This window comes from Mycobacteriales bacterium (assembly GCA_035995165.1).
In the GTDB taxonomy this organism is placed as follows: domain Bacteria; phylum Actinomycetota; class Actinomycetes; order Mycobacteriales; family CADCTP01; genus CADCTP01.
This window is the reverse complement of the sequence record DASYKU010000098.1, coordinates 29,097-49,658: the sequence shown is the minus strand read 5'-3', so window position 1 is coordinate 49,658 and position 20,562 is coordinate 29,097. Positions and strand designations below refer to the sequence as shown.

Annotated in this window: 20 protein-coding genes; 13 read left to right on the top strand and 7 right to left on the bottom strand. The window is 74.6% G+C overall.

Annotation, left to right across the window (positions count from 1 at the left end):
• Positions 1 to 45: 45 nt before the first annotated feature.
• Together VGP36_17215 and VGP36_17210 are read left to right on the top strand one after the other, a co-directional pair.
• A complete protein-coding gene (locus VGP36_17215) occupies positions 46 to 1,137 on the top strand; it encodes a hypothetical protein (protein HEV7656457.1) in 1,092 nt (363 codons plus the stop codon).
• A complete protein-coding gene (locus VGP36_17210; GenBank protein ID HEV7656456.1) occupies positions 1,134 to 2,891 on the top strand; it encodes an ABC transporter ATP-binding protein in 1,758 nt (585 codons plus the stop codon). The genes VGP36_17215 and VGP36_17210 overlap by 4 nt, the downstream gene beginning before the upstream one ends.
• Positions 2,892 to 3,478: 587 nt before the next feature.
• Here VGP36_17210 and VGP36_17205 read toward each other — a convergent pair.
• On the bottom strand, positions 3,479 to 4,102 hold the full coding sequence (locus VGP36_17205) for a response regulator transcription factor (protein ID HEV7656455.1): 624 nt from the start codon (positions 4,100 to 4,102) through the stop codon (positions 3,479 to 3,481).
• A complete protein-coding gene (locus tag VGP36_17200; protein HEV7656454.1) occupies positions 4,099 to 5,463 on the bottom strand; it encodes a histidine kinase in 1,365 nt (454 codons plus the stop codon). Before VGP36_17200 ends, VGP36_17205 begins: the two co-directional genes overlap by 4 nt.
• Before the next feature lie 342 nt (positions 5,464 to 5,805).
• On the opposite strand from VGP36_17200, the gene VGP36_17195 reads away from it, so the two are divergent.
• Together VGP36_17195 and VGP36_17190 are read left to right on the top strand one after the other, a co-directional pair.
• Complete coding sequence (locus VGP36_17195; GenBank protein ID HEV7656453.1) at positions 5,806 to 6,150, top strand: nuclear transport factor 2 family protein; 345 nt, start codon at positions 5,806 to 5,808, stop codon at positions 6,148 to 6,150.
• On the top strand, positions 6,147 to 6,992 hold the full coding sequence (locus VGP36_17190) for an alpha/beta hydrolase (GenBank protein HEV7656452.1): 846 nt from the start codon (positions 6,147 to 6,149) through the stop codon (positions 6,990 to 6,992). The genes VGP36_17195 and VGP36_17190 overlap by 4 nt, the downstream gene beginning before the upstream one ends.
• Here the strand turns inward: VGP36_17190 and VGP36_17185 are convergent.
• Positions 6,937 to 8,073: a hypothetical protein gene (locus VGP36_17185; GenBank protein HEV7656451.1), complete on the bottom strand. Its 1,137-nt coding sequence runs from the start codon at positions 8,071 to 8,073 to the stop codon at positions 6,937 to 6,939. The genes VGP36_17190 and VGP36_17185 overlap by 56 nt on opposite strands.
• Before the next feature lie 160 nt (positions 8,074 to 8,233).
• On the opposite strand from VGP36_17185, the gene VGP36_17180 reads away from it, so the two are divergent.
• The 5 genes from VGP36_17180 to VGP36_17160 all read left to right on the top strand — a co-directional run bounded on the left by VGP36_17180 (position 8,234) and on the right by VGP36_17160 (position 13,705).
• Positions 8,234 to 8,896: a hypothetical protein gene (locus tag VGP36_17180; protein HEV7656450.1), complete on the top strand. Its 663-nt coding sequence runs from the start codon at positions 8,234 to 8,236 to the stop codon at positions 8,894 to 8,896.
• Between the two features lie 142 nt (positions 8,897 to 9,038).
• Complete coding sequence (locus VGP36_17175; GenBank protein HEV7656449.1) at positions 9,039 to 10,178, top strand: NAD(P) transhydrogenase subunit alpha; 1,140 nt, start codon at positions 9,039 to 9,041, stop codon at positions 10,176 to 10,178.
• An 88-nt stretch (positions 10,179 to 10,266) separates the two neighbouring features.
• Positions 10,267 to 10,566, top strand: coding sequence for an NAD(P) transhydrogenase subunit alpha (locus VGP36_17170; GenBank protein ID HEV7656448.1), 300 nt, complete (start codon positions 10,267 to 10,269; stop codon positions 10,564 to 10,566).
• Positions 10,563 to 11,984 (top strand): NAD(P)(+) transhydrogenase (Re/Si-specific) subunit beta, encoded by a 1,422-nt coding sequence (locus VGP36_17165; GenBank protein ID HEV7656447.1) that lies wholly within the window; start codon positions 10,563 to 10,565, stop codon positions 11,982 to 11,984. The genes VGP36_17170 and VGP36_17165 overlap by 4 nt, the downstream gene beginning before the upstream one ends.
• Before the next feature lie 47 nt (positions 11,985 to 12,031).
• Positions 12,032 to 13,705, top strand: coding sequence for a DUF885 domain-containing protein (locus tag VGP36_17160; GenBank protein ID HEV7656446.1), 1,674 nt, complete (start codon positions 12,032 to 12,034; stop codon positions 13,703 to 13,705).
• On the opposite strand, the gene yidC is transcribed toward VGP36_17160, so the two are convergent.
• Both yidC and VGP36_17150 read right to left on the bottom strand, forming a co-directional pair.
• The gene (yidC, locus tag VGP36_17155; protein HEV7656445.1) at positions 13,702 to 14,514 is read right to left on the bottom strand and encodes a membrane protein insertase YidC; all 813 of its coding nucleotides are present in this window, start codon (positions 14,512 to 14,514) and stop codon (positions 13,702 to 13,704) included. The two genes, VGP36_17160 and yidC, sit on opposite strands and share 4 nt — an antisense overlap.
• A gap of 54 nt (positions 14,515 to 14,568) precedes the next feature.
• Positions 14,569 to 14,856 carry a DUF6412 domain-containing protein gene (locus VGP36_17150; protein HEV7656444.1) on the bottom strand — a complete coding sequence of 96 codons (288 nt, stop codon included), beginning with the start codon at positions 14,854 to 14,856 and terminating at the stop codon, positions 14,569 to 14,571.
• A 45-nt stretch (positions 14,857 to 14,901) separates the two neighbouring features.
• On the opposite strand from VGP36_17150, the gene VGP36_17145 reads away from it, so the two are divergent.
• A complete protein-coding gene (locus VGP36_17145; GenBank protein HEV7656443.1) occupies positions 14,902 to 15,549 on the top strand; it encodes a methyltransferase domain-containing protein in 648 nt (215 codons plus the stop codon).
• A gap of 44 nt (positions 15,550 to 15,593) precedes the next feature.
• Positions 15,594 to 17,912, top strand: coding sequence for a pyruvate dehydrogenase (locus VGP36_17140; GenBank protein HEV7656442.1), 2,319 nt, complete (start codon positions 15,594 to 15,596; stop codon positions 17,910 to 17,912).
• Here the strand turns inward: VGP36_17140 and VGP36_17135 are convergent.
• Together VGP36_17135 and VGP36_17130 are read right to left on the bottom strand one after the other, a co-directional pair.
• Positions 17,909 to 18,091 carry a hypothetical protein gene (locus tag VGP36_17135; GenBank protein ID HEV7656441.1) on the bottom strand — a complete coding sequence of 61 codons (183 nt, stop codon included), beginning with the start codon at positions 18,089 to 18,091 and terminating at the stop codon, positions 17,909 to 17,911. The genes VGP36_17140 and VGP36_17135 overlap by 4 nt on opposite strands.
• 66 nt (positions 18,092 to 18,157) lie before the next feature.
• Positions 18,158 to 18,913: a GNAT family N-acetyltransferase gene (locus tag VGP36_17130; protein HEV7656440.1), complete on the bottom strand. Its 756-nt coding sequence runs from the start codon at positions 18,911 to 18,913 to the stop codon at positions 18,158 to 18,160.
• A 125-nt stretch (positions 18,914 to 19,038) separates the two neighbouring features.
• Here VGP36_17130 and VGP36_17125 point away from each other — a divergent pair, with 125 nt between their 5' ends.
• Both VGP36_17125 and VGP36_17120 read left to right on the top strand, forming a co-directional pair.
• Positions 19,039 to 20,064, top strand: coding sequence for an aldo/keto reductase (locus tag VGP36_17125; GenBank protein ID HEV7656439.1), 1,026 nt, complete (start codon positions 19,039 to 19,041; stop codon positions 20,062 to 20,064).
• The gene (locus VGP36_17120) at positions 20,061 to 20,522 is read left to right on the top strand and encodes an SRPBCC family protein (GenBank protein ID HEV7656438.1); all 462 of its coding nucleotides are present in this window, start codon (positions 20,061 to 20,063) and stop codon (positions 20,520 to 20,522) included. The genes VGP36_17125 and VGP36_17120 overlap by 4 nt, the downstream gene beginning before the upstream one ends.
• Positions 20,523 to 20,562: the final 40 nt, after the last annotated feature.

Genomic DNA, 20,562 nt, shown 5'->3' with positions numbered 1-20,562 from the left:
TCGTGCACTGGGGACTCGTCTCGGCCCCGTGTCAGTGTTTGAGTCATGGCCCGGTACTTGTTCGCCTCCCACGACGGCTTCGGCCTGGGACACGTGCGACGGAACACACTCGTGGCCCGGGCCATCCTCGCCCGGGAGCCCGACGCGGAGATCGTGGTCGTCACCGGACTGCCGATGCGCCCGTCCTGGCTGGGCGAGGGCGTCCGGGTGGTCCCGGTGCCGGCGCTGCTGAAGGACTCCGCGGGGTCGTACCGCAACCCCGGCATGTCCGTGCAGCAGGCGCTGGCCGCCCGCTCCGCCGCGTTCGCCGACGCCGTCGAGTCCGTCCGCCCGCACGTGGTCGTCGTGGACCGGCATCCGTACGGCACGGCCGGCGAGCTGAAGGCCGGCCTGCACGCCGCCCGCCGCAACGGCGCCGGCCTGGTGCTGGGCCTGCGCGACATCCTGGACCAGTCCTCGGCCGTCACGGCCGAGCTGGCCGGGGCCGGCTGGGACGGCGTCCCCGAGCTCTTCGACGAGGTCCTCGTCTACGGCGAGCGGATCCTCTGCGACCACGAGCGCGAGTACGGCCTGCCGGTCGCGCCCCGCTACACCGGCTGGGTCGTCGACCAGGCCGGTCCGCGCGAGCGCGAGCCCGGCCTGGTCGTGGTCAGCGCCGGCGGCGGTGGCGACGGCGCGGCGGTCTTCACGCTCGGTGGCGAGCTGGCCCGGCGGATGCCCGACGGCCGCTTCGTCGTCGTCGCCGGTCCGTACGCGACCCGCGACGTCGAGGCGAACGGCAACCTGACCGTGCTGCGGGACGCTCCCGGCTGCGCGGAACTCTTCTCCCGGGCGATCGGCGTGGTGCAGATGGCGGGGTACAACACGACGTTCGAGGCGCTCGCGGCCGGGCTGCGCCCGGTGCTGGTGCCGCGCCGCAACCCGCGCCGGGAGCAGGCGATCCGGGCCTCCCGGCTGACCGCGCTCGGCGTGGCCGACACGGTCGACGAGGGCGTACCGGCCGAAGAGGTCGACTGGCTGCTCGGCCGGTCCCGGCTGCTGCCCCCCGGCGCGCTGGACACGGCCGGGATCCGGCTGGACGGGGCCGAGCGGGCCGCCGCGGCGGTGTCCGCGCTGGCGGCGGTGGCAGCGCCATGATGACCACCATTCGCCGGCTCCGGCCGTACGCGGGGCCGTACCGGCGGGCGCTCGTCGTCGGCGGCATCCTGACGCTGGCCGAGGTCGTGCTGAGCCTGGCCCAGCCCTGGCCGCTGCGCTGGGTCGTGGACGGCGTGCTGCAGCCCAAGCACCCGGCGGCCCACCCGCAGCTGATCCTGGCCGGGGCCGCGCTGGCGCTGGTCGGGCTGGTGCTGCTGGCCGGCTTCGCCGACTACTGGGCCACCCGGCTGCTGTCCGCGTCCGGGCTGCACGTGGCCAACGACCTGCGGCTGGCCGTGCTGGCCCGGCTGCAGCGGCAGTCGCTGCGCTTCCACGGCACGCACCGGGTCGGCGACCTGACCGCCCGGGTGACCAGCGACGTCGCGTACACGCAGGACATGCTGGTGCAGATCCTGGCCACGCTGATCCCGTCGAGCGTGCTGGTCGTCGGCATGTTCGTGGTGATGCTGAGCCTGGACCCGGTCTTCACGGTGCTGGCGCTGCTGTCCACGCCCCCGCTGATCTGGGCCACCCAGCGCTCCCGCAAGCAGCTGCGGCAGGCCGCCCGCCGGGTCCGCAAGGCCGACGGCGCGCTCGCCTCCGCGGCGACCGAGGACCTGTCCGCGATCCACCTGGTGCAGGCGTTCGGGCTGGAGCACCACCGGCTGCGGCACTTCGCCGGGCTGTCCGAGACCAGCCTGACCGCCGGCGTCGAGTCGGTGCGGGTGCAGTCCCGGTTCGGCCCGCTGGTCGAGGTCGCCGGCGTGGTCTCGACCGCGGCGGTGCTCTGGTTCGGGGCCGAGCGGGTACTCACCGGGCACCTCAGCCTCGGCGTGCTGCTGGTCTTCATCACCTACCTCGGCTCGCTCTACAAGCCGGTCAAGTCGCTGACCAAGCTGTCCCAGGTGGTCAGCAAGGGGTCCGCGGCGCTGGAGCGGATCGGCGAGGTGATGGAGGCGCCGATCGACATCGTCGACGCGCCCGGCGCCGTCGCGATGCCGATCCGGGGCCAGGTCGAGTTCCGCAACGTGACGTTCTCCTACGGCCGGGAGCCGGTCCTGCGCGACCTCTCGCTGACCATCGAGGCCGGCCAGAACGTGGCCCTGGTCGGGCCGACCGGCGCCGGCAAGAGCACCATCGCGGCGCTGATCCCGCGGCTGGCCGACGTCAACGCCGGCCAGGTGCTGGTCGACGGCATCGACGTGCGGCGGCACCAGCTGGCGGCGCTGCGCGGCCAGATCGCGACGGTCCTGCAGGACACCGTGCTGCTGGACGGGACGCTGCGGGAGAACATCATCTGCGGCCACCCCGGCGCCCGGGACCGGGACGTCCGCCGGGCCGCGCGGCTCGCGCTGGTCGACGAGTTCGCCTCGCGGCTGCCGGACGGGCTCGACACCCACATCGGCGAGCGCGGCGCGAACCTCTCCGGCGGTCAGCGCCAGCGGGTCGCGATCGCCCGGGCGATCCTGCGCGACGCGCAGGTCATCATCCTGGACGAGCCGACCTCGGCCCTGGACGCCGGCTCCGAGGAGCTCCTGGTGGCCGCGCTGGACAACCTGCCGGCCGGGCGTACCAAGATCGTCATCGCGCACCGGCTGTCCACGGTGCGGGACGCCGACCGGATCTTCGTGCTGGAGCAGGGCCGGATCGTGGAGGCGGGTACGCACGCGCAGCTCGCCTCGTACGGCGGGCTCTACGCCAAGCTCACCCGGTTCCAGGCCGGGGACCAGCGGCTGGCCACCTCGGCCGGCTGACCCTGAAGAACTTCGCCCGGGGGTTGCCCGGGCGGGGAGGAAGACCCCTCCGGGGCGTTCGCGGCGGCTCTCGCGGATCCCGGCGGGTGCGTGGAGTGCTCGGCGCCGGGCCGCTCGTGGGGGCGGTCCGGCCCGTTCCACCAGGGTTGTCCGCCCCGGGGCGCCGTAACGCCCGGCGTGGCCGATGGAGCGGGAGCACCTCGGCAAGCCGACCCGACCGGTTGAGGGGCCGGTCGGGTCGGCTCTTCCCTCTGCCGCCCCGTGCGGCGTCCCCGCCGCCCCGGCCCGGGCGGCCCCGCCCGCCGGCCAAGAACGGCGACAAGCCCGCCCGCCAGGCCCGCGCCCCGGGTATCAGGTCGCCAAGGCCTGCGGGCCGAGGTCTCGTGCCTGGCCCTGGTGGCCGGCGCCTCGTTCCCGGACCTCAGGCCCGTGCCACGCGCGCGCCGCGCCGAGGGCCGCGCCCGTAGGGCGGCCGGGCGGACCTCACGATCAGGGCGTCGCAGGCCGGGACGGTCGGGCGGACGGGTCGTACAAAGAGAACGCCCCGCTCGGGCTGGGGCCTGGGCGGGGCGGTGGGAGGAGGGGGGTTACTGCTGGGGGAGGTGCTGGCGCGCCCAGAGCGCGGCCTGGACCCGGTCGGTGACGCCGATGCGCTGGAAGACCGAGGTGAGGTGCGCCTTGACGGTCCGCTCGGTGATCTCCAGCCGGCGGGCGATCTGCTTGTTCGCCAGGCCCTGGCCGACCAGCCCGAGCACCTCCCGCTCCCGCGGCGTCAGCTCGACCTCCTTGCGGCCCCGGCGGCGCTGCTCGATGAGCACCCGCCCGGCCCGCGGGTCCAGCGGCGCGTCCCCGGCGTACGCGACCCGGACGCCCTCGATGACGTCGTCGGGATCGCTGTGCTTGAGCAGGTAGCCGTGCGCGCCCGCGTTCAGCGCGTCCAGGATCTTGTTCTCGTCCCCGTACGAGGTGAGCACGACGATCCGGACCAGCGGCAGCTGGTCCACGATCTGCCGGGTGGCCGCGACGCCGTCCAGGGTCGGCATGCCGAGATCCATGAGGATCACGTCCGGCTGCTGGTCCTTGGCGAACTTCACCGCCAGCTCGCCGTCCGCGGCGGTCCCGATCACCTCGATGTCGGAGACCGTGGCGAACAGCTGCTCCAGCCCCTGCCGGACGATCGCGTGGTCGTCGACGATCAGCAGCCGGATCATGGCGTCGGCATCTCGAGTGCGAGCACGGTGCCCTTTCCAGGGGTAGAGGACAGGGTCAGGGACGCGCCCATGGTGGCGGCCAGGCCGCCGAGCGCGCGGAGTCCGAGGTGGCCGGGCCGTTGCGGCAGGTCCGGTCCGGGCAGGCCGCGGCCGTCGTCGGAGACCTCGAGGAAGACGGTCTCCTTCACGGCGTACACGGAGATGCTGACCCGCGCGGCGTCGGCGTGCGCGACGACGTTGCGGACGCCCTCCTGCGCGGCCCGGTAGATCAGCTGGACGGCGTCGAGGTCGAGGTCGTCGACCCGCGCGTCCACCCGCAGCGACGTCTCGATGCCGCGCGGCTCCAGCCGGGCCAGCAGGTCGGACAGCGCCGCCTCCAGACCCTCGTCGTAGAGGTTCGGCGGGTAGATCTCGACCAGCAGCGAGCGCAGCGAGCGGACCCCGTCCCGGACCCGGTCGGCGGCCTCGCGGACGCTCGCGGCGTCGGCGGGTGGTCGCCCCGGTTGCCGGGCGGCAGCGCCGAGCGAGAACGCGACCCCGGCCAGGTCCTGGACCACGCCGTCGTGCAGGTCGCCGGCGATGCGCCGGCGTTCCTCCTGGGTCGCCTCCAGCGCGTTGCGCAGCAGGTCCTCACGTTGATATTGCGTACGCCGGAGCCGCCGGGCCAGCGAGAGCACCAGCGGCACCTGCAGCAGTTCCAGCAGCAGCAGCGCGCCCAGGCTGAACGGCGCGAACCGGAGCCAGAGCTGGCGACCGGCCTCGGTGATCCCGGAGTACCGGAAGTACGCCTCGAACAGCAGCGTGCTGCCCTGCTTGGTCTTCACCGGCAGGTAGACCTCGAGCAGCTGGGTGGCCGGTTCCTCGAACCGGTTCTCCGGCTCGGACAGGTCCGACAGCTCGGCCTGGCTCTCCCCGGTCCGCAGCGCCGTCCGCTCGGACTCCTGCATGTTGAACTTGTTCCCGATGAGCCGGTTCTCGTCGGAGTAGAGGATGGTGCCGTCCGGGTCCCAGATCTTGACCCGGGTGAGCGAGCCGCGCAGCACCTGGCTCCGGACGATGTCGTCGACCTTCTGCCGGGCGACCGGGTCGTTGTGGATGAGGCCGTCGTCGAGCATGGGCTCGACCGCCGCGTGCGCGGTGAGCGTGGCGCGCCGGTTGGCATTGTCGATCGCGGTCCGGACGCCGAGTCCGCGACTGGCCCAGGCGGTGAACACCGCGATGACGACCAGCGCGATGAGCGCGGTGAGGAAATACCGCAGCATCAATCGGGAGAGCACGATCGGCTGGTCGAACACGGCTCCGCCGGGAAGCCGCAGCCGGCCCACCGACCTGCCCTTGTGTCCGGACCATCTCAACACCATCGCGACAACGCTGCCCGTCTGCTCGTGCCCTGCGGTCGTTTCCAGCGATCACGGCTCGTGTTCTCGGCCGGTTCATCGCGGATCCCACCATTACTGTGCCTGCTCCGGGCCCGTCGGACCCAGAATCCCCCTCGCTTTAGGGGGGTCTTAGCCGAGACTTATCCACATTCGCTCAGGCCTGCGAAGAACCCTTTTGCGCCCTGCAATAGTCACACGAGGGCTCCAGCCGATCACGTAAGGTGAGCGGACGCAACCGGCTGATCTTGGCTGCGGCCGGACGGTCGAGGCCGGCCCGCGGAACCGGCCGCGTACCCTCCGGGTCCCGCACCGATCGGAGGACGCGTGGAACCCGAGCAGATCGCCGAGGCCTTCTCCCGGCACCGCTTCGAGGAGACGTACGAGTTCCTGGCCGAGGACGTGCGCTGGGACAACCTCAACGGCCCGCAGCTGGCCGGCCGGGACGCGGTCATCGCCGCCTGCCGGCACTCGGCCGAGTACCTGGCCACGGCGACGACCACGTTCAGCCGGTTCCGGGCCGTCGTCGGCGCGGACACCGTGGTCGTGGACAGCGAGGCGACGTACGCGGGCGCCGACGGCGCCGCCCGGGTCGCCTCCTGCGACCTGTACGACTTCGCCGCCGGCCGCCTCGCCGCGATCACCTCGTACACGGTCGAACTGACCTCGTGAGGGTCGCCCCCGGCGTCGACCTGTACGTCGAGGACCTGGCCGGCCCGGAGCCGGCCCTGCTGGTCGTGCACGGCGGCCCGGACTGGGACCACACCTATCTGCTGGACCCGCTCGCGCGCCTCGCCGGCGAGCGCCGGGTGCTGCTGCCGGACCTGCGCGGCTGCGGGCGCTCGACCCGCGGCCTGCCGGTCGGGGCGTACTCCTGGCCGGCCGCGGCGGCGGACCTGCTGGCGCTGCTGGACGGGTACGGCCTGGCGCGGGTGGACGTGCTCGGGTTCTCCGTCGGCGGCGCGCTGGCCCAGCGGCTCGCGGCGGCCGCGCCGGACCGGGTCCGCCGGCTGGTGCTGGCCTCGGCCTCGATCGGACCGGCGGCGGACGCGTACGCGGGCTGGGCCGAGCGGGACCGGCGGCTGGCCGCGGCCCCGCCGATCGAGGCCGGGCTGACCGGCCCGGCCCTGGTCGAGGCCTGGGCCCGGTCGTCGGCGGCGCTGGACGTCTGGCGGCCGGAGCTGCTGCCGGACTACCGGCGGCGGCTGGACGCGATCCGGTGGTCGGGGGAGTGGCTGGCGCCGTACGAGGCCGGCCTGCTCGGTCCGGCCCGGCCGCACGACGCGCAGGCCCGGCTGGCGGCGACCGGCATCCCGGTCCTGCTGCTGCACGGGCGGCAGGACATGACCTTCCCGGTGTCCGTGACCGAGGCGGCCGCGGCCGGCGCCGCGACGATGACGGCCTGGGTGCTGGAGGACGCCGGGCACATGGCGCACGTCGACCAGCCCGAGCGGTGGCTCAGCGCGGTCCGGGGGTTCCTCGACGGACCTGTTCCGGGATCCGGTAGCGGGTGAGGGACCCGGACACCTCGCGGACCTTCTCGGCCGCCTCGGTCAGCGCGGCCGGGTCGTCGGCCCGGGCGGCCGCCATCGCCTCGCCGAGCACGACCGGGACCTGCCGGGCCGTGACCGTGTAGTCCTGCTTGGCCGTCCAGGCCAGCCGCAGCGCGAGCCGGGCCGCGTGCGAGCTCTGTGGCAGCGCGGCCGCGTACAGGTCCTCCAGGCGGTCCCGGTCGGCGTGACCGGAGGCGGCCTCCCGGGCGAAGTCGCCGACGAGGTAGGTGAGGTCGTCGTGGGCGGCCTGGGTGCGCTGCTCCGGGCTCGGCGCGCGCATCCGGAGCCGGACCAGCTCGACGACCCGCTCGCCCGAGGCGGCCACCGCGGTGGCAGCGGCGACCGCGGCGTCCCCGCTCGCGGCCCCGTCCTCGGTCGCCAGCCCGAGCGTGGCCAGCAACCCGACCGCGACCGTCCCCAACGACCGGTACGTCCCGCCCAGCAGCAGCCGCAGGTGCTGCAGCGACAGCGGCCGGTCGGCGCGGTGGCCGAGCACGTCCCGCAGCGCCCGGTGCAGCCGGCGCAGCCCGGTCTTGAGGTCCTCGAAGCCGTGCTCGAGGTCGTCGGCGTCGGCGTTCAGGCCGGCCAGCGCGCGCTCGACCCGCGCCGCCGCCTCGACCTGGGCCTGGCTGGGCTCGCGGCCGCGGGCCCGCAGCGTCGCCATCACGTCGACCGTCCGGGCGCCGGCGACCGCCCGCAGCCGGACCGCGAGGTCCCAGCGACGCTGCGAGAGCGCGTACTGCTCCAGCTGGTCGACCTGCTCGATGACGTCGCCGACGACCCCGCGGGCGGCGTCGACCGACTGCTCCAGCCGGTCCCGCAGCCGGTCCTCGTCCGGTTCCCGGCGGTCCTGTTCCTCGGCCTGCCGGGTGTCCTCCCGCAGCCGGTCGACCTCGGCCAGCACGGCCCGTACCCCGTCCTCCAGGGTGGCGCTGTGCCGCCAGACCGGAAGCCGCGTCGGATGCGCCGGCGCGGGTGGCGGGATCTCGTGCGGGGACCTCGGGGAAGGCTCGACCGACGCCGGATCGGCGTGGTGGGTCATCAGGTCCCCTCCCAGCCGTCCGGCTGACTAGTCACGGTCTGATCCATATCTCTTACACACTGTGATGGAAGACGCGCGACTGCGCCAGTGACCGTTTCGGTGACGCTCGGGCTCGCGCTCCGTGAGGTACGTTCCGTTCCCAGGCGCGCGGAGGTGTGCGATGGCCCGCCGGGTCGGTTACCGCGAGGCCGCGCTGATCCTGGCCGAGCGCGACCCGGTGCTGGCCCGGCTGGTGGCCGCGGCCGGCCCGCCGAAGATCCCGGTCGCCAAGGAACCACTGTTCGCGACGCTGGTCCGCTCGATCGTGTACCAGCAGCTGGCGACCGCGGCGGCCCGGGCCATCCACGGCCGGCTGATCGCCGCGCTGGGCGAGGACGTCAGCGCCGAGCGGGTGCTGGCGACGCCGCCGGAGACGCTGCGCGCGGCCGGGCTGTCCGGCCGGAAGGTCGAGTCGCTGCACGACCTGGCGACCAGGGTCCTGGACGGCACCGTGGTGCTGGAGCCGCGCCGGCTGGCCCGGCTCTCGGACGAGGAGATCACCGCCCGGCTGTCCACGGTCAAGGGCATCGGCAAGTGGTCGGCCGACATCTTCCTGATGTTCCGGCTGCGCCGGATGGACGTCTGGCCGACCGGGGACCTGGCGATCCGGCGCGGGTTCGGGCTGGCCTGGGAGATCCCGGAGCCGACGGAGAAGCAGCTGATCCCGCTGGGCGCGCCGTTCCGGCCGTACCGCAGCGTGCTGGCCTGGTACTGCTGGCGCTCGGCCCAGCTCCACGGCAGGGCCGCGGCCACCCGGCCGCAGAGCGCGGCCCAGGTCCTCTGACCGTTGTCCACAGACGTGAACCGGGCAGAGCCGCTGCGTTCCGTCGCGTACGGTCATAGCGCCGGGACCGTCGCGCACGGGACCGACCGCCCGGCCGGCAACGGCGCCGACCGGGGAACGACATTGCGGAGAGGCGCGGCCGATGAGCGGGCTGGCGGTGGGGGTCGTCCGGCAGGGCGAGGTCGGTGAACGGCGGGTCGGCCTCGTGCCCGAGAGCGCGGCCCGGCTGGCCGCCCTCGGGCTGGGCACGGTGGTCGAGACCGGCGCGGGCGCGGCCGCCTGGTTCCCGGACGCGGAGTACACGGCGGCCGGCGGGACGATCGTCGCCGCCCCGGCCCTGTACGAGCAGTCCGACGTCGTCGTCTGCCTCCGCCCGCCCGATCCGTCCTGGCTCCGCGAGGGGCAGCTGCTGGTGGGCTTGCTCCAGCCGCTGCTCGATCCCGACCGGGCCCGGCAGCTGGCGGAGGCCAAGGTCACCGCGATCAGCCTCGACGGCCTGCCCCGGACGCTGAGCCGGGCCCAGTCGATGGACGCGCTGTCCTCACAGGCCAACGTGGCCGGCTACAAGGCCGCGGTGCTCGCCGCCGACCTCTACGGCGGTTACTTCCCGATGCTCATGACCGCGGCCGGCACGGTCCGGCCGGCGACCGTGCTCGTGCTCGGCGCCGGCGTGGCCGGGCTGCAGGCGATCGGCACCGCCCGCCGGCTCGGCGCGGTCGTCACCGGCTACGACGTCCGCGAGGCGGCCCGGGCCGACATCGCCTCCACCGGTGCGACGGTGCTGAAGCTGGAGACCGAGGCCACCGGCGCCGGGGGATACGCGCGCTCGCTCACCGCCGAGGAGGCGGCCCGGCAGCAGGACGCGATGGCCGCCGCGGTGGCCCGCTTCGACGTCGTCATCACCACCGCCCAGGTCCCGGGCCGGACCCCGCCGGTGCTGGTCACGGCCGAGGCGCTGGCCGCGATGCACCCGGGCTCGGTCGTGGTCGACCTGGCCGCGAGCGACCTCGGCGGCAACGTGCTCGGCTCGCTGCCGGAGACCACGCTGGTCACCGACGCGGGCGTGACCGTGGTCGGGGCCGGCAACCTGGCCGCCGCGGTCCCCCGGGCGGCCTCCACGGCGTACGCGCGGAACGTCGTCGCCCTGCTCGCCCACCTGGTCAAGGACGGCCGGCCGGTGCTCGACCCGGCGGACGAGATCACCGCGGGCGTCCTGATCACCCACGACGGCGAGGTCGTGCACCCGGCCGTCCGCGAGCTGCTGAACGGAGCCACCGCATGAGCGAGCGCGAGGGCTGGCAGCGCGAGCGGGGAGCGACGAGGGCCGGTCGACCGGCGCTTACGCCTGTCGATCTGTCCGAGGAGTGGGTATGAGTCCGCTGTTGTTCGCCGACATCACCGTGTTCGTGCTCAGCCTGCTGGTCGGCTTCGAGGTGATCAGCAAGGTGCCGGCGACCCTGCACACGCCGCTGATGTCCGGGGCCAACGCGATCCACGGCGTCGTCCTGGTCGGCGTGATGCTGCTGGCCGCGACCGCGGACTCGCCGCTGGGCTACCTGCTGCTGTTCGTCGCCGCGGCGTTCGCGGCGATGAACGTGACCGGCGGCTACCTGGTCACCGACCGGATGCTGGAGATGTTCAAGGCGCGGCCCCGGGTGGGTGGCAGGTGAGCGGCCTGGACACCACCACCCACCTGCTCTACCTGCTGTCCGCGGTCTGCTTCGTGCTGGGTCTGCACCTGATGAACTCGCCGGCCTCGGCCCGGCGCGGCAACCAGGTCTCCGCCGCCGGCATGACGCTGGCGATCGTGACGACGGTCGTCGTGCTCGGGCACGACCGGTCCTCGACCGCGGTCGCGGTGCTGGTGCTGATCCTCGGCATCGCGGTCGGTGGGGTCGCCGGCGCGGTGACCGCCCGCCGGGTCGCGATGACCTCGATGCCGCAGCTGGTCAGCGTGCTCAACGCGGTCGGCGGCGGCGCGGCCGCGCTGATCGCGCTGGCCGACGCGATCAGGCACGACGGCTCGGTGCCGCTGGCCCAGCTGCCGGTCTCGACCACGCTGACCACCGCGCTGGACCTGCTCATCGGCGGGGTGACGTTCTCCGGCTCGGTCGTCGCCGCGGGCAAGCTGGCCGGCCGGATCCCGGGCCGCCCGATCGTGCTGCGCGGCGGCCACTGGATGAACCTGGCCCTGTTCGTGATCGCGCTGGTCGGCGGGGGCATCTACACGGCCGGGCACGGCGGCGTGCCGGTGCTGGTCGTGGTCGTGCTGGCGGCGCTGGCGCTGGGCGTCCTCGGGACGCTGCCGATCGGCGGCGCCGACATGCCGGTCGTCATCTCGCTGCTCAACGCCTGCACCGGCACGGCGGTGGCGATGGCCGGCTTCGTGCTCGACAGCGCCCCGCTGATCATCGCGGGTGCGCTGGTCGGCGCGGCCGGCGGCATCCTGACCAAGCTGATGGCCGACGCGATGAACCGCTCCCTGGTGAGCATCGTGGCCGGCGGGTTCGGCACCGGCGACGACGCCGCCCCGATCGCGGCGCCCAGTGGCGGCAGCGTGCGCGAGGTGACCCCGGACGACGCCGCGCTGCAACTGGCGTACGCGCAGAAGGTCGTGATCGTCCCCGGGTACGGCCTGGCCGCGGCCCAGGCCCAGCACGAGCTGGTCGCGCTGGCGCACACCCTGGACGAGCACGGGGTCGACGTCAGCTACGGCATCCACCCGGTCGCCGGCCGGATGCCGGGGCACATGAACGTGCTGCTGTCCGAGGCGAACGCGCCGTACACCCAGCTCAAGGACCTGGACGAGATCAACCGGGTCTTCCCGACCACCGACGTGGTGCTGGTCGTCGGCGCGAACGACGTCACCAACCCGGCCGCCCGCCGGCCCGGCAACGCCGTCTCGGGCATGCCGATCCTCGACGTCGACCTGGCCCGCTCGGTCATCGTGATCAAGCGCTCGCTGGCCAGCGGGTACGCCGGCATGGACAACGAGCTCTACACGAACCCGCGCTGCGCGATGCTCTTCGGCGACGCCAAGTCCGTCCTGGCCGGCCTGTCCACCGCTCTGACCGCGTACGTCGGCTGAGGACCCCGGTCGCGCCGGCAAGGGTCCGGTGTGCGACGGTTCGGTGCATGAGTGTGTCGTCTGGGCGAACCGAGGTGGCCGAGCTCGCGGAGCGCGCCTGGACCGCGTCGATGGCGGCCGAGCCGCTGAACGGCACGGTCCTCGGCGACTCGCACTGCGACGGCCGGCTGGCCGACAACAGCCCGGAAGGGCGGGCCGCGGTGGTCCGCGACTTCCGGGAGATCGGCCGCCGGGCCCACGCCCTGCCCGCGGACGAGCTGGACGACACCGACCGGACGACCCGGGCCGCCCTGCTCGGGTTCGTCGAGACCGAGCTGGCCCTGCAGATCCCGGAGTACGCGCCCTGGAGCGTCGACCCGATGGCCGGCCCGGCCGTGTCGCTGCCGAACGCGAGCGAGCTCCAGCCGGTCGGCACGGCCGAGCAGCGGGAGCGCGCGCTGCGGCGCTGGCGGGAGATGAGCGGCTACCTCGACCGGTACACGGCCGGCCTGCGCTCGGCGCGGACCGGCGGCCAGGTCGCCGCGGCCGTGCTGGTCCGGAGGGTGCTCGGTCAGCTCGACGACCTGCTGGCCCAGCCGGTCGAGCACGGCCCGCTGGCGGAGCCGGCCCGCGCGGCCGAGGGTCCCGGCGCCCCGGAGTTCGCCGCCGAGCTGGAAGAGCTGCTGACCGGTGCGATCCGGCCGGCCTACGCGCGACTGCGGACCGTGCTGGCCGAGGAGATCCTGCCGGTGGCCCGGCCGGACGACCGGGCCGGCCTCTGCCACCTGCCCGGCGGCGACGAGCTCTACCGGCAGGCGATCCGCGGCTTCGTCACCCTCGACCTGAGCCCGGAGGAGGTGCACGAGACCGGGCTGGCCGCCGTGCGGGACAGCGACCGGGAGCTGACCGAGCTCGGCCGGCAGGTGCTCGGCACCCCCGACCTCGCCGCCACCCTGCGGCGGCTGCGGACCGGCGACGGCCTGCGCTACACCGGCAAGGCCGAGATCCTGGCCGTGGCCCGGGCTGCGGTGGACCGGGCCGAGGAGGTCGTCCCGGACTGGTTCGGGCTGCGCCACTGCGGCCCCTGCGACGTCCGGGCGGTGCCTCCGCACGAGGAGCAGAACGCGCCGTTCGCCTACTACCAGTGGCCCGCGGCCGACGGCAGCCGGCCCGGGATCTACTACGTCAACACCTACCGTCCCGAGAGCCGGGCCACGTACGAGTCGGTGCCGACCGCCTGCCACGAGGCCGTGCCCGGCCACCACCTGCAGCTCTCGGTGGCGCAGCGGCTGCAGGGGCTGCCGGCCTTCCGCCGGCTGGTCCCGGTCCCGGCGTACGCGGAGGGCTGGGGTCTCTACGCCGAGACCCTGGGCGAGGAGATGGGCCTCTACCGCAGCGACCTGGACCGGCTCGGCGCCCGTTCCAACGACGCCCTGCGCTGCTGCCGGCTGGTCGTGGACACCGGCCTGCACGCCCTCGGCTGGACCCGGCAGCGGGCCATCGACTTCGTGGTCGAGCACAGCGCGTTCCCGGCGGAGCGGGCCGCGAGCGAGATCGACCGGTACCTGGCCTGGCCCGGGCAGGCGCTGTCCTACAAGCTCGGGCAGCTGGAGCTGCTGCGGCTGCGGGCGGAGGCGCGGTCCCGCCTCGGCCCGGACTTCGGCATCCGCCGCTTCCACGACGCCGTCCTCGGCGCCGGCTCCCTCCCGCTCGGCGCCCTCCGCGAGGTCGTCACCGCCTAATCGGCCCGGTCAGGGTCGGCCCCGTCGGGGTCGGCCCGGTCGAGGTGGCGGTGCAGGAGGGCCTGCTGCACCGCGGTGCAGGCGTTGTTGGCCAGCCAGTAGAGCAGGATCACGACCGGGAACGCGAAGAGGACGCCGCCGATCAGGGCGCTCGCCGGGAGCACGTACAGGGTGAGGCGGCCGACCAGGGCGGACCGGGAGTCCGCCGGCGGCGTGCGGCGCAGCGCGTGCCGGCCGGTCAGGTAGGTGGCCAGCGCGGCCAGCGCCGCCAGCGGGATCGCGACCGCGGCGACCTGCCAGCGGTCCACGCCGTACGCGGCCAGCTGCGCCGCCGGCATCCGGACGTACGCGGCCAGCGGTGCGGCGGACAACCGGGCGTGCCGGAACGAGTCGACGTCGGCGGCGCCGAAGACGTAGTCGGTGCCGCCGGCGGTGAAGCCGTGCAGCACGTGCAGCAGGCCGAGGAAGACCGGGATCTGGGCCAGCGCGGGCAGACAGCCGCCGAGCGGGCTGACCCCCTGCTCGCGCTGGAGCTGCTGCAGCGCGACCGCGAACGCCTGCCGGTCGCCGGCGTGCCGCGTCCGCAGCGCGCTGATCTGCGGTTGCAGGGCGGCCATGGCCCGGCCGGAGCGCAGCTGGGCCCGGGCCAGCGGGACGAGCAGGACCCGCAGGGTGAGCACGAGCAAGACCACGGCCAGCGCCCAGGAGGCGCCGCCGCCCGGGTCGAGCACGGTGCCGGCGAGCCGGTACCAGAACCAGAGGATCGCGGAGACGGGATAGGAGACGAGGGCGTACAGGGGTGCGAGCACGGCGGAGCTCCGTCCGGGACGAGCGGGAAGGGGACGGTGCCGACGCGCCTGGGATCAGGCGGTCAGCGGGCCCCGGGACGGTGCTCGCGGACGCGGCCGGCCGGCCGCGTCGGGATCGCGCTGCGGGTCGGTCGCGGTGTCGGCGGACCGGGCCCGCAGGACCGGGCCGGCCACCGTACGGGTGGCGAACGCCGGCGCGGCGCCGAGCAGCCGGACGAGGACCACGGCGGCGACGGCCGTGGCGACGCCGGCCAGGACGGCCGTGGGCTCGGTGTGCAGCGCGAGCAGGCCGAGCAGCCAGGCCACGCCGCCGAAGCGGACGAGGACAGCGAGCCGGCCCATGCCCGGACGTTATCCCGGTACGGCTTACCGGGGGAGGATCGGCGGGTGCGGATCGCTCCCGACGGCAGCCCGGTGGAGCTGTACGCCCGGCTGCCCGAGCGCGGCGCCGATGCCGCCCTGGTGCACCGGCTGCTGCCCCCGGGCGGGGACGTGCTCGACCTCGGCGTGGGCACCGGCCGGCTGGCCGAGCCGCTGGCCCGCCTCGGCCACCCGGTCACCGGCGTGGACAACGAGCCGGGGATGCTGGCGGCGCTGCGGGCCGCGACCGGCGTCGAGGCCGACGTGACCACCGCGGAGCTCGGCCACCGGTACGCCGCCGTGCTGCTGATGAGCCACTTCGTGGACACCGCGGACGAGGATCTCGTGGCCGCCGTGCTGGCCACCGCCGCCCGGCACGTCCGGCCCGACGGCTTCGTCCTGGTCGAGCGGCACCGGCCGGGCTGGGCCGGCACCGCCACGGACTCCGACGTCACCGCCGGCGGCGTCCGCTACGTGCTGACCGACCTGGTCCGTACCGGCGACGTCCTCACCGCCACGATCCGGTACGAGTTCGCCGGGCTCAGCGCGCAGCAGCGGTTCAGCGTCCGCGACGTCGACGACGCCCGCCTGGACGTGCTGGCCGCGGCCGCCGGACTCCGCGTCGACTCGGTCCAGAACGCCGCCGCCACCCTCGTCCTCCTCCGCCCCGCGTAGCGGGGCCTGGCCTGCCGGGCCGGAGGTCGGGCAACATCCAGGGCATGACCCTCGCGCACGCGCATCCCGCCACCGGCACCGACGCCGCGCTGCAGGCGGTCGAGGAGCGGGTGCTCTGGCTGGCGACCGCGATCGTCGACCACGCCAACCGGGTCCGGGAGACCCCGGGCGGCCTGAAGGTCGGCGGCCACCAGGCCTCCAGCGCCTCGATGGTGACGATCATGACCTCGCTCTGGCTGGAGCAGCTGCGGGCCGAGGACCGGGTCTCGGTCAAGCCGCACGCCTCGCCCGTCCTGCACGCGCTGGAGTACCTGCTCGGCGACCTCGACCCGGCGTACCTGACCACGCTGCGGGAGTTCGGCGGGCTGCAGAGCTACCCGAGCCGGCTCAAGGACCCGGTCCCGGCCGACTACTCGACGGGCTCGGTCGGGATCGGGGCGACCGCGCCGATCTGGGGCGCGCTCGCCCGCCGGTACGTCGGCGGCCACTTCGGCGCGGGCGGGACCGGTCGGCAGTGGTCGCTGGTCGGCGACGCCGAGCTGGACGAGGGCGCGGTCTGGGAGGCCGTACTGGACCCGATGGTGGCCGAGCTGGGCGAGGTCGTCTGGGTCGTCGACCTCAACCGGCAGTCGCTGGACCGGGTCGTGCCGACGATGGGCGGCACCCGGCTGCAGGGCCTGTTCGCGGCGGCGGGCTGGCAGGTGCTCACGGTCAAGTACGGCCGGCTGCTGGAGGAGCTGTTCGGCCGGCCCGGCGGCGTCGCGCTGCGGCAGCGCATCGACGAGATGTCGAACGCGGAGTACCAGCGGACGCTGCGCCGCGACCCGGCCGCGCTGCGGACCGTGCTGCCCGGCGACGGTGAGCACGCGGACGAGATCGGCGGCCTCATCGCCGACGTGCCCGACGACCAGCTGGCCGCGGCCGTCCGCAACCTCGGCGGGCACGACCTCGGCGCGCTGCGGGAGGCGTACGGGAAGATCGACGACAGCCGTCCGACCGTCATGCTGGCGTACACGCTGAAGGGGTACGGGCTGTCCATCGAGGGGCACCCGCAGAACCACTCCGCCCTGCTCACCGAGGACCAGCTGAAGTCCCTCGCCCTGCGGCTCGGGCTCGACCCGGCCGACCCCTGGGCGGCGTTCGGTGACGGCAGCCCGCCGGCGCAGCTGCTGGCCGCGGCCGCGGACCGGCTGCGCCGCCCGGCGGTGTCCACTGTGGACGCACCGGCGGTGCCGGCGGACCTGGGCCGGACCCCGCACGGGACCGCGACCACCCAGGCCGCGCTGGGCCGGACCCTGCTCGACCTCAACCGGGCCGCGCCGGCCGTGGGGGAGCGGGTCGTCACGGTCAGCCCGGACGTCAGCTCCTCGACCAACCTCGGCGGCTGGGTCAACAAGGTCGGCGTCTGGTCGCACGGCGACCGGCGGGACTGGTTCGCCGACGACCCGGAGACGATCCTGCACTGGCGGGAGAACGCCGGCGGCCAGCACGTCGAGCTCGGCATCGCCGAGACCAGCCTGGTCGGCCTCATCGGCGAGCTCGGCGCGACCTGGAGCCGGTGGGGGCAGCCGCTGCTGCCGATCGGCGTGCTCTACGACCCGTTCGTGGAGCGGGCGCTGGAGCCCTGGTCGTTCGGGATCTACGCCGGCGGGCAGTCGATCCTGGTCGGCACGCCGTCCGGGGTCACGCTCGCGCCCGAGGGCGGCGCCCACCAGTCGATCAAGACCCCCTCGATCGGCCTGGAGCAACCCGGCTGCACGAGCTGGGAGCCGGCGTTCGCGCTGGACACCGAGTGGTGCCTGCTGGCCGCGCTGGCGCAGCTCGGGAAGCCGGCCGGCTCCTCGGCGTACCTGCGGCTCTCGACCCGGCCGGTGGACCAGACGCTGGCCGCGGTGCCGGCCGACCCGGCGGCCCGGGAGCGGCGGCGCAAGCAGGTCGTGGCCGGGGCGTACCCGTTGCGGCGGGTGCCGGAGCCGGCGGTCACGCTGGTGGCGATGGGCGCGGTGGTGCCGGAGGTGCTGGCCGCGGCCGACCGGCTGGCCGGCCTCGGTCTGGCCGCGGACGTGGTCTGCGTGACCAGCCCGGACCTGCTGTTCCGGGCGACCCAGGCCCGGCGCGGGCTGGACGAGGCGTCGAGCTGGGTGCTGGACAGCGTGTTCCCGGCCGGCCGGGCGACGCCGCTGGTCACCGTGCTGGACGGGCACCCGCACACGCTGTCGTTCCTGGCCGGGATCTGGGCCGCGCCGGCGACCCACCTCGGGGTGACCGCGTTCGGGCAGAGCGGCGACCTGCCCAGCGTCTACCGCTACCACGGGCTCGACACCGACTCGATCCTCGGCGCGACCCTGGACCTGGTGGACTAGCGCTTGTTCTTCAGGCCGAGGACGATCTCGGCCGCGCCGACGAGGGCGAACAGCACGGCGTAGACGGCGCTGCCCCGGACGGCCCAGCCGGCCCCGATGGCCAGCAGCACCACCCCGAAGGCGACGGTGAGCCACCAGTTCCGCTCCGCGAACGACGGCGGCCGAGGCGACTTCAGCATGCGACCTGTCTACCCGACCGGCCGGATCGGCGGCCCCGGCGGCCGGCCGGGCGGGTGGGCCGGCGGTCAGCCGGGGCGGCGGAGTTCGATGCTGCCGCCGGTGCGGACGGCGCCGAGCCCGGCGAGCAGGGTCTGGGACGCGGCGTTGGTGACGTCCGCCTCCGTGGTGACCTGCTCGACCCCGCGCTCGGCCAGCACCCCGAAGGCCTGCCCGAGCAGCGCCCGGGCGATCCCACGCCGCCGGTGCCAGCGCAGCACCGCGATCAGCCCCAGCCGCGGCACCCGCGCCGCGCGCCACATCCGGACCAGCCCGGCGTACTCGTCGCCGGCCATCGCGACCAGGTAGATCTCCGGGTCGAAGTGCGGCCCGAACGTGTACTCCCGGAACTCGGCCGACTCGTTCAGCCACCCGTCCGTCCCCGGTACGTCCTGGCGCAGCCGGTCGTCGAGCCGGGCCAGCCGGTCGGACTCCTTCTCGTCCGCCGGCACGATCCGGATCCCGTCCGGGACCGGCCCGGCGGTGGCGGCCGCCGCGGCCGCGACCGGCAGGACGAACTCGTCCTCCCGGCGGTGCACCCCGAACCCGGCCCGCTCCAGCAGCGTGAGCTGGCCGGCGTCGTTCTCGTCGGTACTGCTGTGGAGCTCGCCCGGCACGTCCGCGATCACCGCGTCGAGCAGCGCCGCGGTCACGTCCTCCTGCCAGGCGTCCGCGCCGACGAACGCGCGGTCGTCCGGTCGCCGGCGCAGGTACGCCCGGCCGACGACGACGTCGTCCTCCAGCGCGTGCCAGTCCCGGTTCGGCACCACCCGTACGATCTCCATCCTCCCCAACCTAGGCCTCCTGGCCAGCGGTTTGCCGGAGGATCGACGGCGCCGCGCCCGCCGCGGTCCACTGTGGACGATGCCCGCAAGGTGTGGATCGGGCGTCGAGCGTGTAGAACGCCCTCATGGACTACCGGACCCTGGGCCACAGCGGCTGTGCCGTCTCCAGCCTCTGCCTCGGCACGATGACCTTCGGCACCGAGACGGACGAGGCCGGCTCGCACGAGCAGCTCGACGTCTTCGCCGCCGCCGGCGGCACCTTCGTGGACACCGCCGACGTCTACTCCGGCGGCGTCTCGGAGGAGATCATCGGCCGCTGGTTCGCCGCGCGTCCGGCCGACGTGACCGACCGGGTGGTGCTGGCGACCAAGGGCCGCTTCGGCCCGGCCGGCGACCCCAACGCGGAGGGCGCGAGCGCCCGGCACCTGACCCGGGCGCTGGAGGCCTCGCTGCGCCGGCTCGCCCTGGACCGGGTCGACCTCTACCAGGTCCACGCGTACGACCCGGTGACGCCGCTGGAGGAGACGCTGCGGACGCTGGACGGCTTCGTCCGCGCCGGCAAGGTCGGCTACTACGGGTTCTCCAACTACACCGGCTGGCAGCTGACCAAGGCCGTGCAGCTGGCCCGGCAGCTCGGCCTGCACGGGCCGGTGACGCTGCAGCCGCAGTACAGCCTGATCGTGCGCGAGGTCGAGTGGGAGATCGTGCCGGCCGCGCTCGACGCCGGGCTGGGACTGCTGCCCTGGAGCCCGCTCGGCGGCGGCTGGCTGTCCGGGAAGTACCGGCGGGACCAGCGGCCGACCGGGGACAGCCGGCTCGGCGACGACCCGGAGCGCGGCATGGAGGCCTGGGAGCGGCGGGGCTCCGACCGCACCTGGCGGATCATCGACGCGGTCCAGGGCGTGGCGGAGGCCCGCGGCGTGTCGATGGCCGAGGTCGCGCTGGCCTGGGTCACCGACCGGCCCGCGGTGACCGCGACGATCCTCGGCGCCCGCACGACCGGGCAGCTGAGGACCAACCTCAGCGCCGCCGGCCTGCACCTGAGCGCGCAGGAGACCGCGGACCTGGACCGGGCCAGCGACCTGGCCGCGGCCGACTACCCGTACGGGGAACTGGGGATCGACCAGCGCGATCGTAGGCTCGGCTCATGACGGACGAGCGGTACGAGGTGACCCGGCTGATCGAGGCCCCGGCGGCGAAGATCTTCGCCGTGCTGAGCGATCCGAAGGGGCATGTCCGCATCGACGCCTCCGGGATGCTGCAGTCGGCCGAGGGCGCGCCGGTGACCAAGGTCGGCGACACCTTCACCGTGCACATGGACCGGGAGGCGCTCGGCGACCTGCCGATGGGGAAGTACACCGTGCAGATCCACATCACGCGGTTCGAGCCGGACGCGGTGATCGAGTGGACCGTGACCGGGACCCGCAACCCGCCGATCAACCAGTTCTACGGCTACGAGCTCTCGCCGAGCGGCACCGGTACGACGGTCACGTCGTACTACGACTGGAGCCGGATCGAGCCGCGGTACCGCGAGATCATCGGCTTCCCGGTCATCGCCGACTCCACCCTCAAGGCCACCCTCGGGATCCTCGCCCGCACCGTCGAGTAGACGATCGCCACGTCCCGATCACACACCACCGCCCCGGAGA

Bases quoted from the DNA above. Each gene is read 5' to 3' on its own strand.
- VGP36_17215 (HEV7656457.1), top strand. From the start codon at position 46: ATGGCCCGGTACTTGTTCGCCTCCCACGACGGCTTCGGCCTGGGACAC.
- VGP36_17210 (HEV7656456.1), top strand. From the start codon at position 1,134: ATGATGACCACCATTCGCCGGCTCCGGCCGTACGCGGGGCCGTACCGG.
- VGP36_17205 (HEV7656455.1), bottom strand. From the start codon at position 4,102: ATGATCCGGCTGCTGATCGTCGACGACCACGCGATCGTCCGGCAGGGG.
- VGP36_17200 (HEV7656454.1), bottom strand. From the start codon at position 5,463: ATGGTGTTGAGATGGTCCGGACACAAGGGCAGGTCGGTGGGCCGGCTG.
- VGP36_17185 (HEV7656451.1), bottom strand. From the start codon at position 8,073: ATGACCCACCACGCCGATCCGGCGTCGGTCGAGCCTTCCCCGAGGTCC.
- VGP36_17180 (HEV7656450.1), top strand. From the start codon at position 8,234: ATGGCCCGCCGGGTCGGTTACCGCGAGGCCGCGCTGATCCTGGCCGAG.
- VGP36_17175 (HEV7656449.1), top strand. From the start codon at position 9,039: ATGAGCGGGCTGGCGGTGGGGGTCGTCCGGCAGGGCGAGGTCGGTGAA.
- VGP36_17170 (HEV7656448.1), top strand. From the start codon at position 10,267: ATGAGTCCGCTGTTGTTCGCCGACATCACCGTGTTCGTGCTCAGCCTG.
- VGP36_17160 (HEV7656446.1), top strand. From the start codon at position 12,032: ATGAGTGTGTCGTCTGGGCGAACCGAGGTGGCCGAGCTCGCGGAGCGC.
- VGP36_17150 (HEV7656444.1), bottom strand. From the start codon at position 14,856: ATGGGCCGGCTCGCTGTCCTCGTCCGCTTCGGCGGCGTGGCCTGGCTG.
- VGP36_17140 (HEV7656442.1), top strand. From the start codon at position 15,594: ATGACCCTCGCGCACGCGCATCCCGCCACCGGCACCGACGCCGCGCTG.
- VGP36_17135 (HEV7656441.1), bottom strand. From the start codon at position 18,091: ATGCTGAAGTCGCCTCGGCCGCCGTCGTTCGCGGAGCGGAACTGGTGG.
- VGP36_17130 (HEV7656440.1), bottom strand. From the start codon at position 18,913: ATGGAGATCGTACGGGTGGTGCCGAACCGGGACTGGCACGCGCTGGAG.
- VGP36_17125 (HEV7656439.1), top strand. From the start codon at position 19,039: ATGGACTACCGGACCCTGGGCCACAGCGGCTGTGCCGTCTCCAGCCTC.
- VGP36_17120 (HEV7656438.1), top strand. From the start codon at position 20,061: ATGACGGACGAGCGGTACGAGGTGACCCGGCTGATCGAGGCCCCGGCG.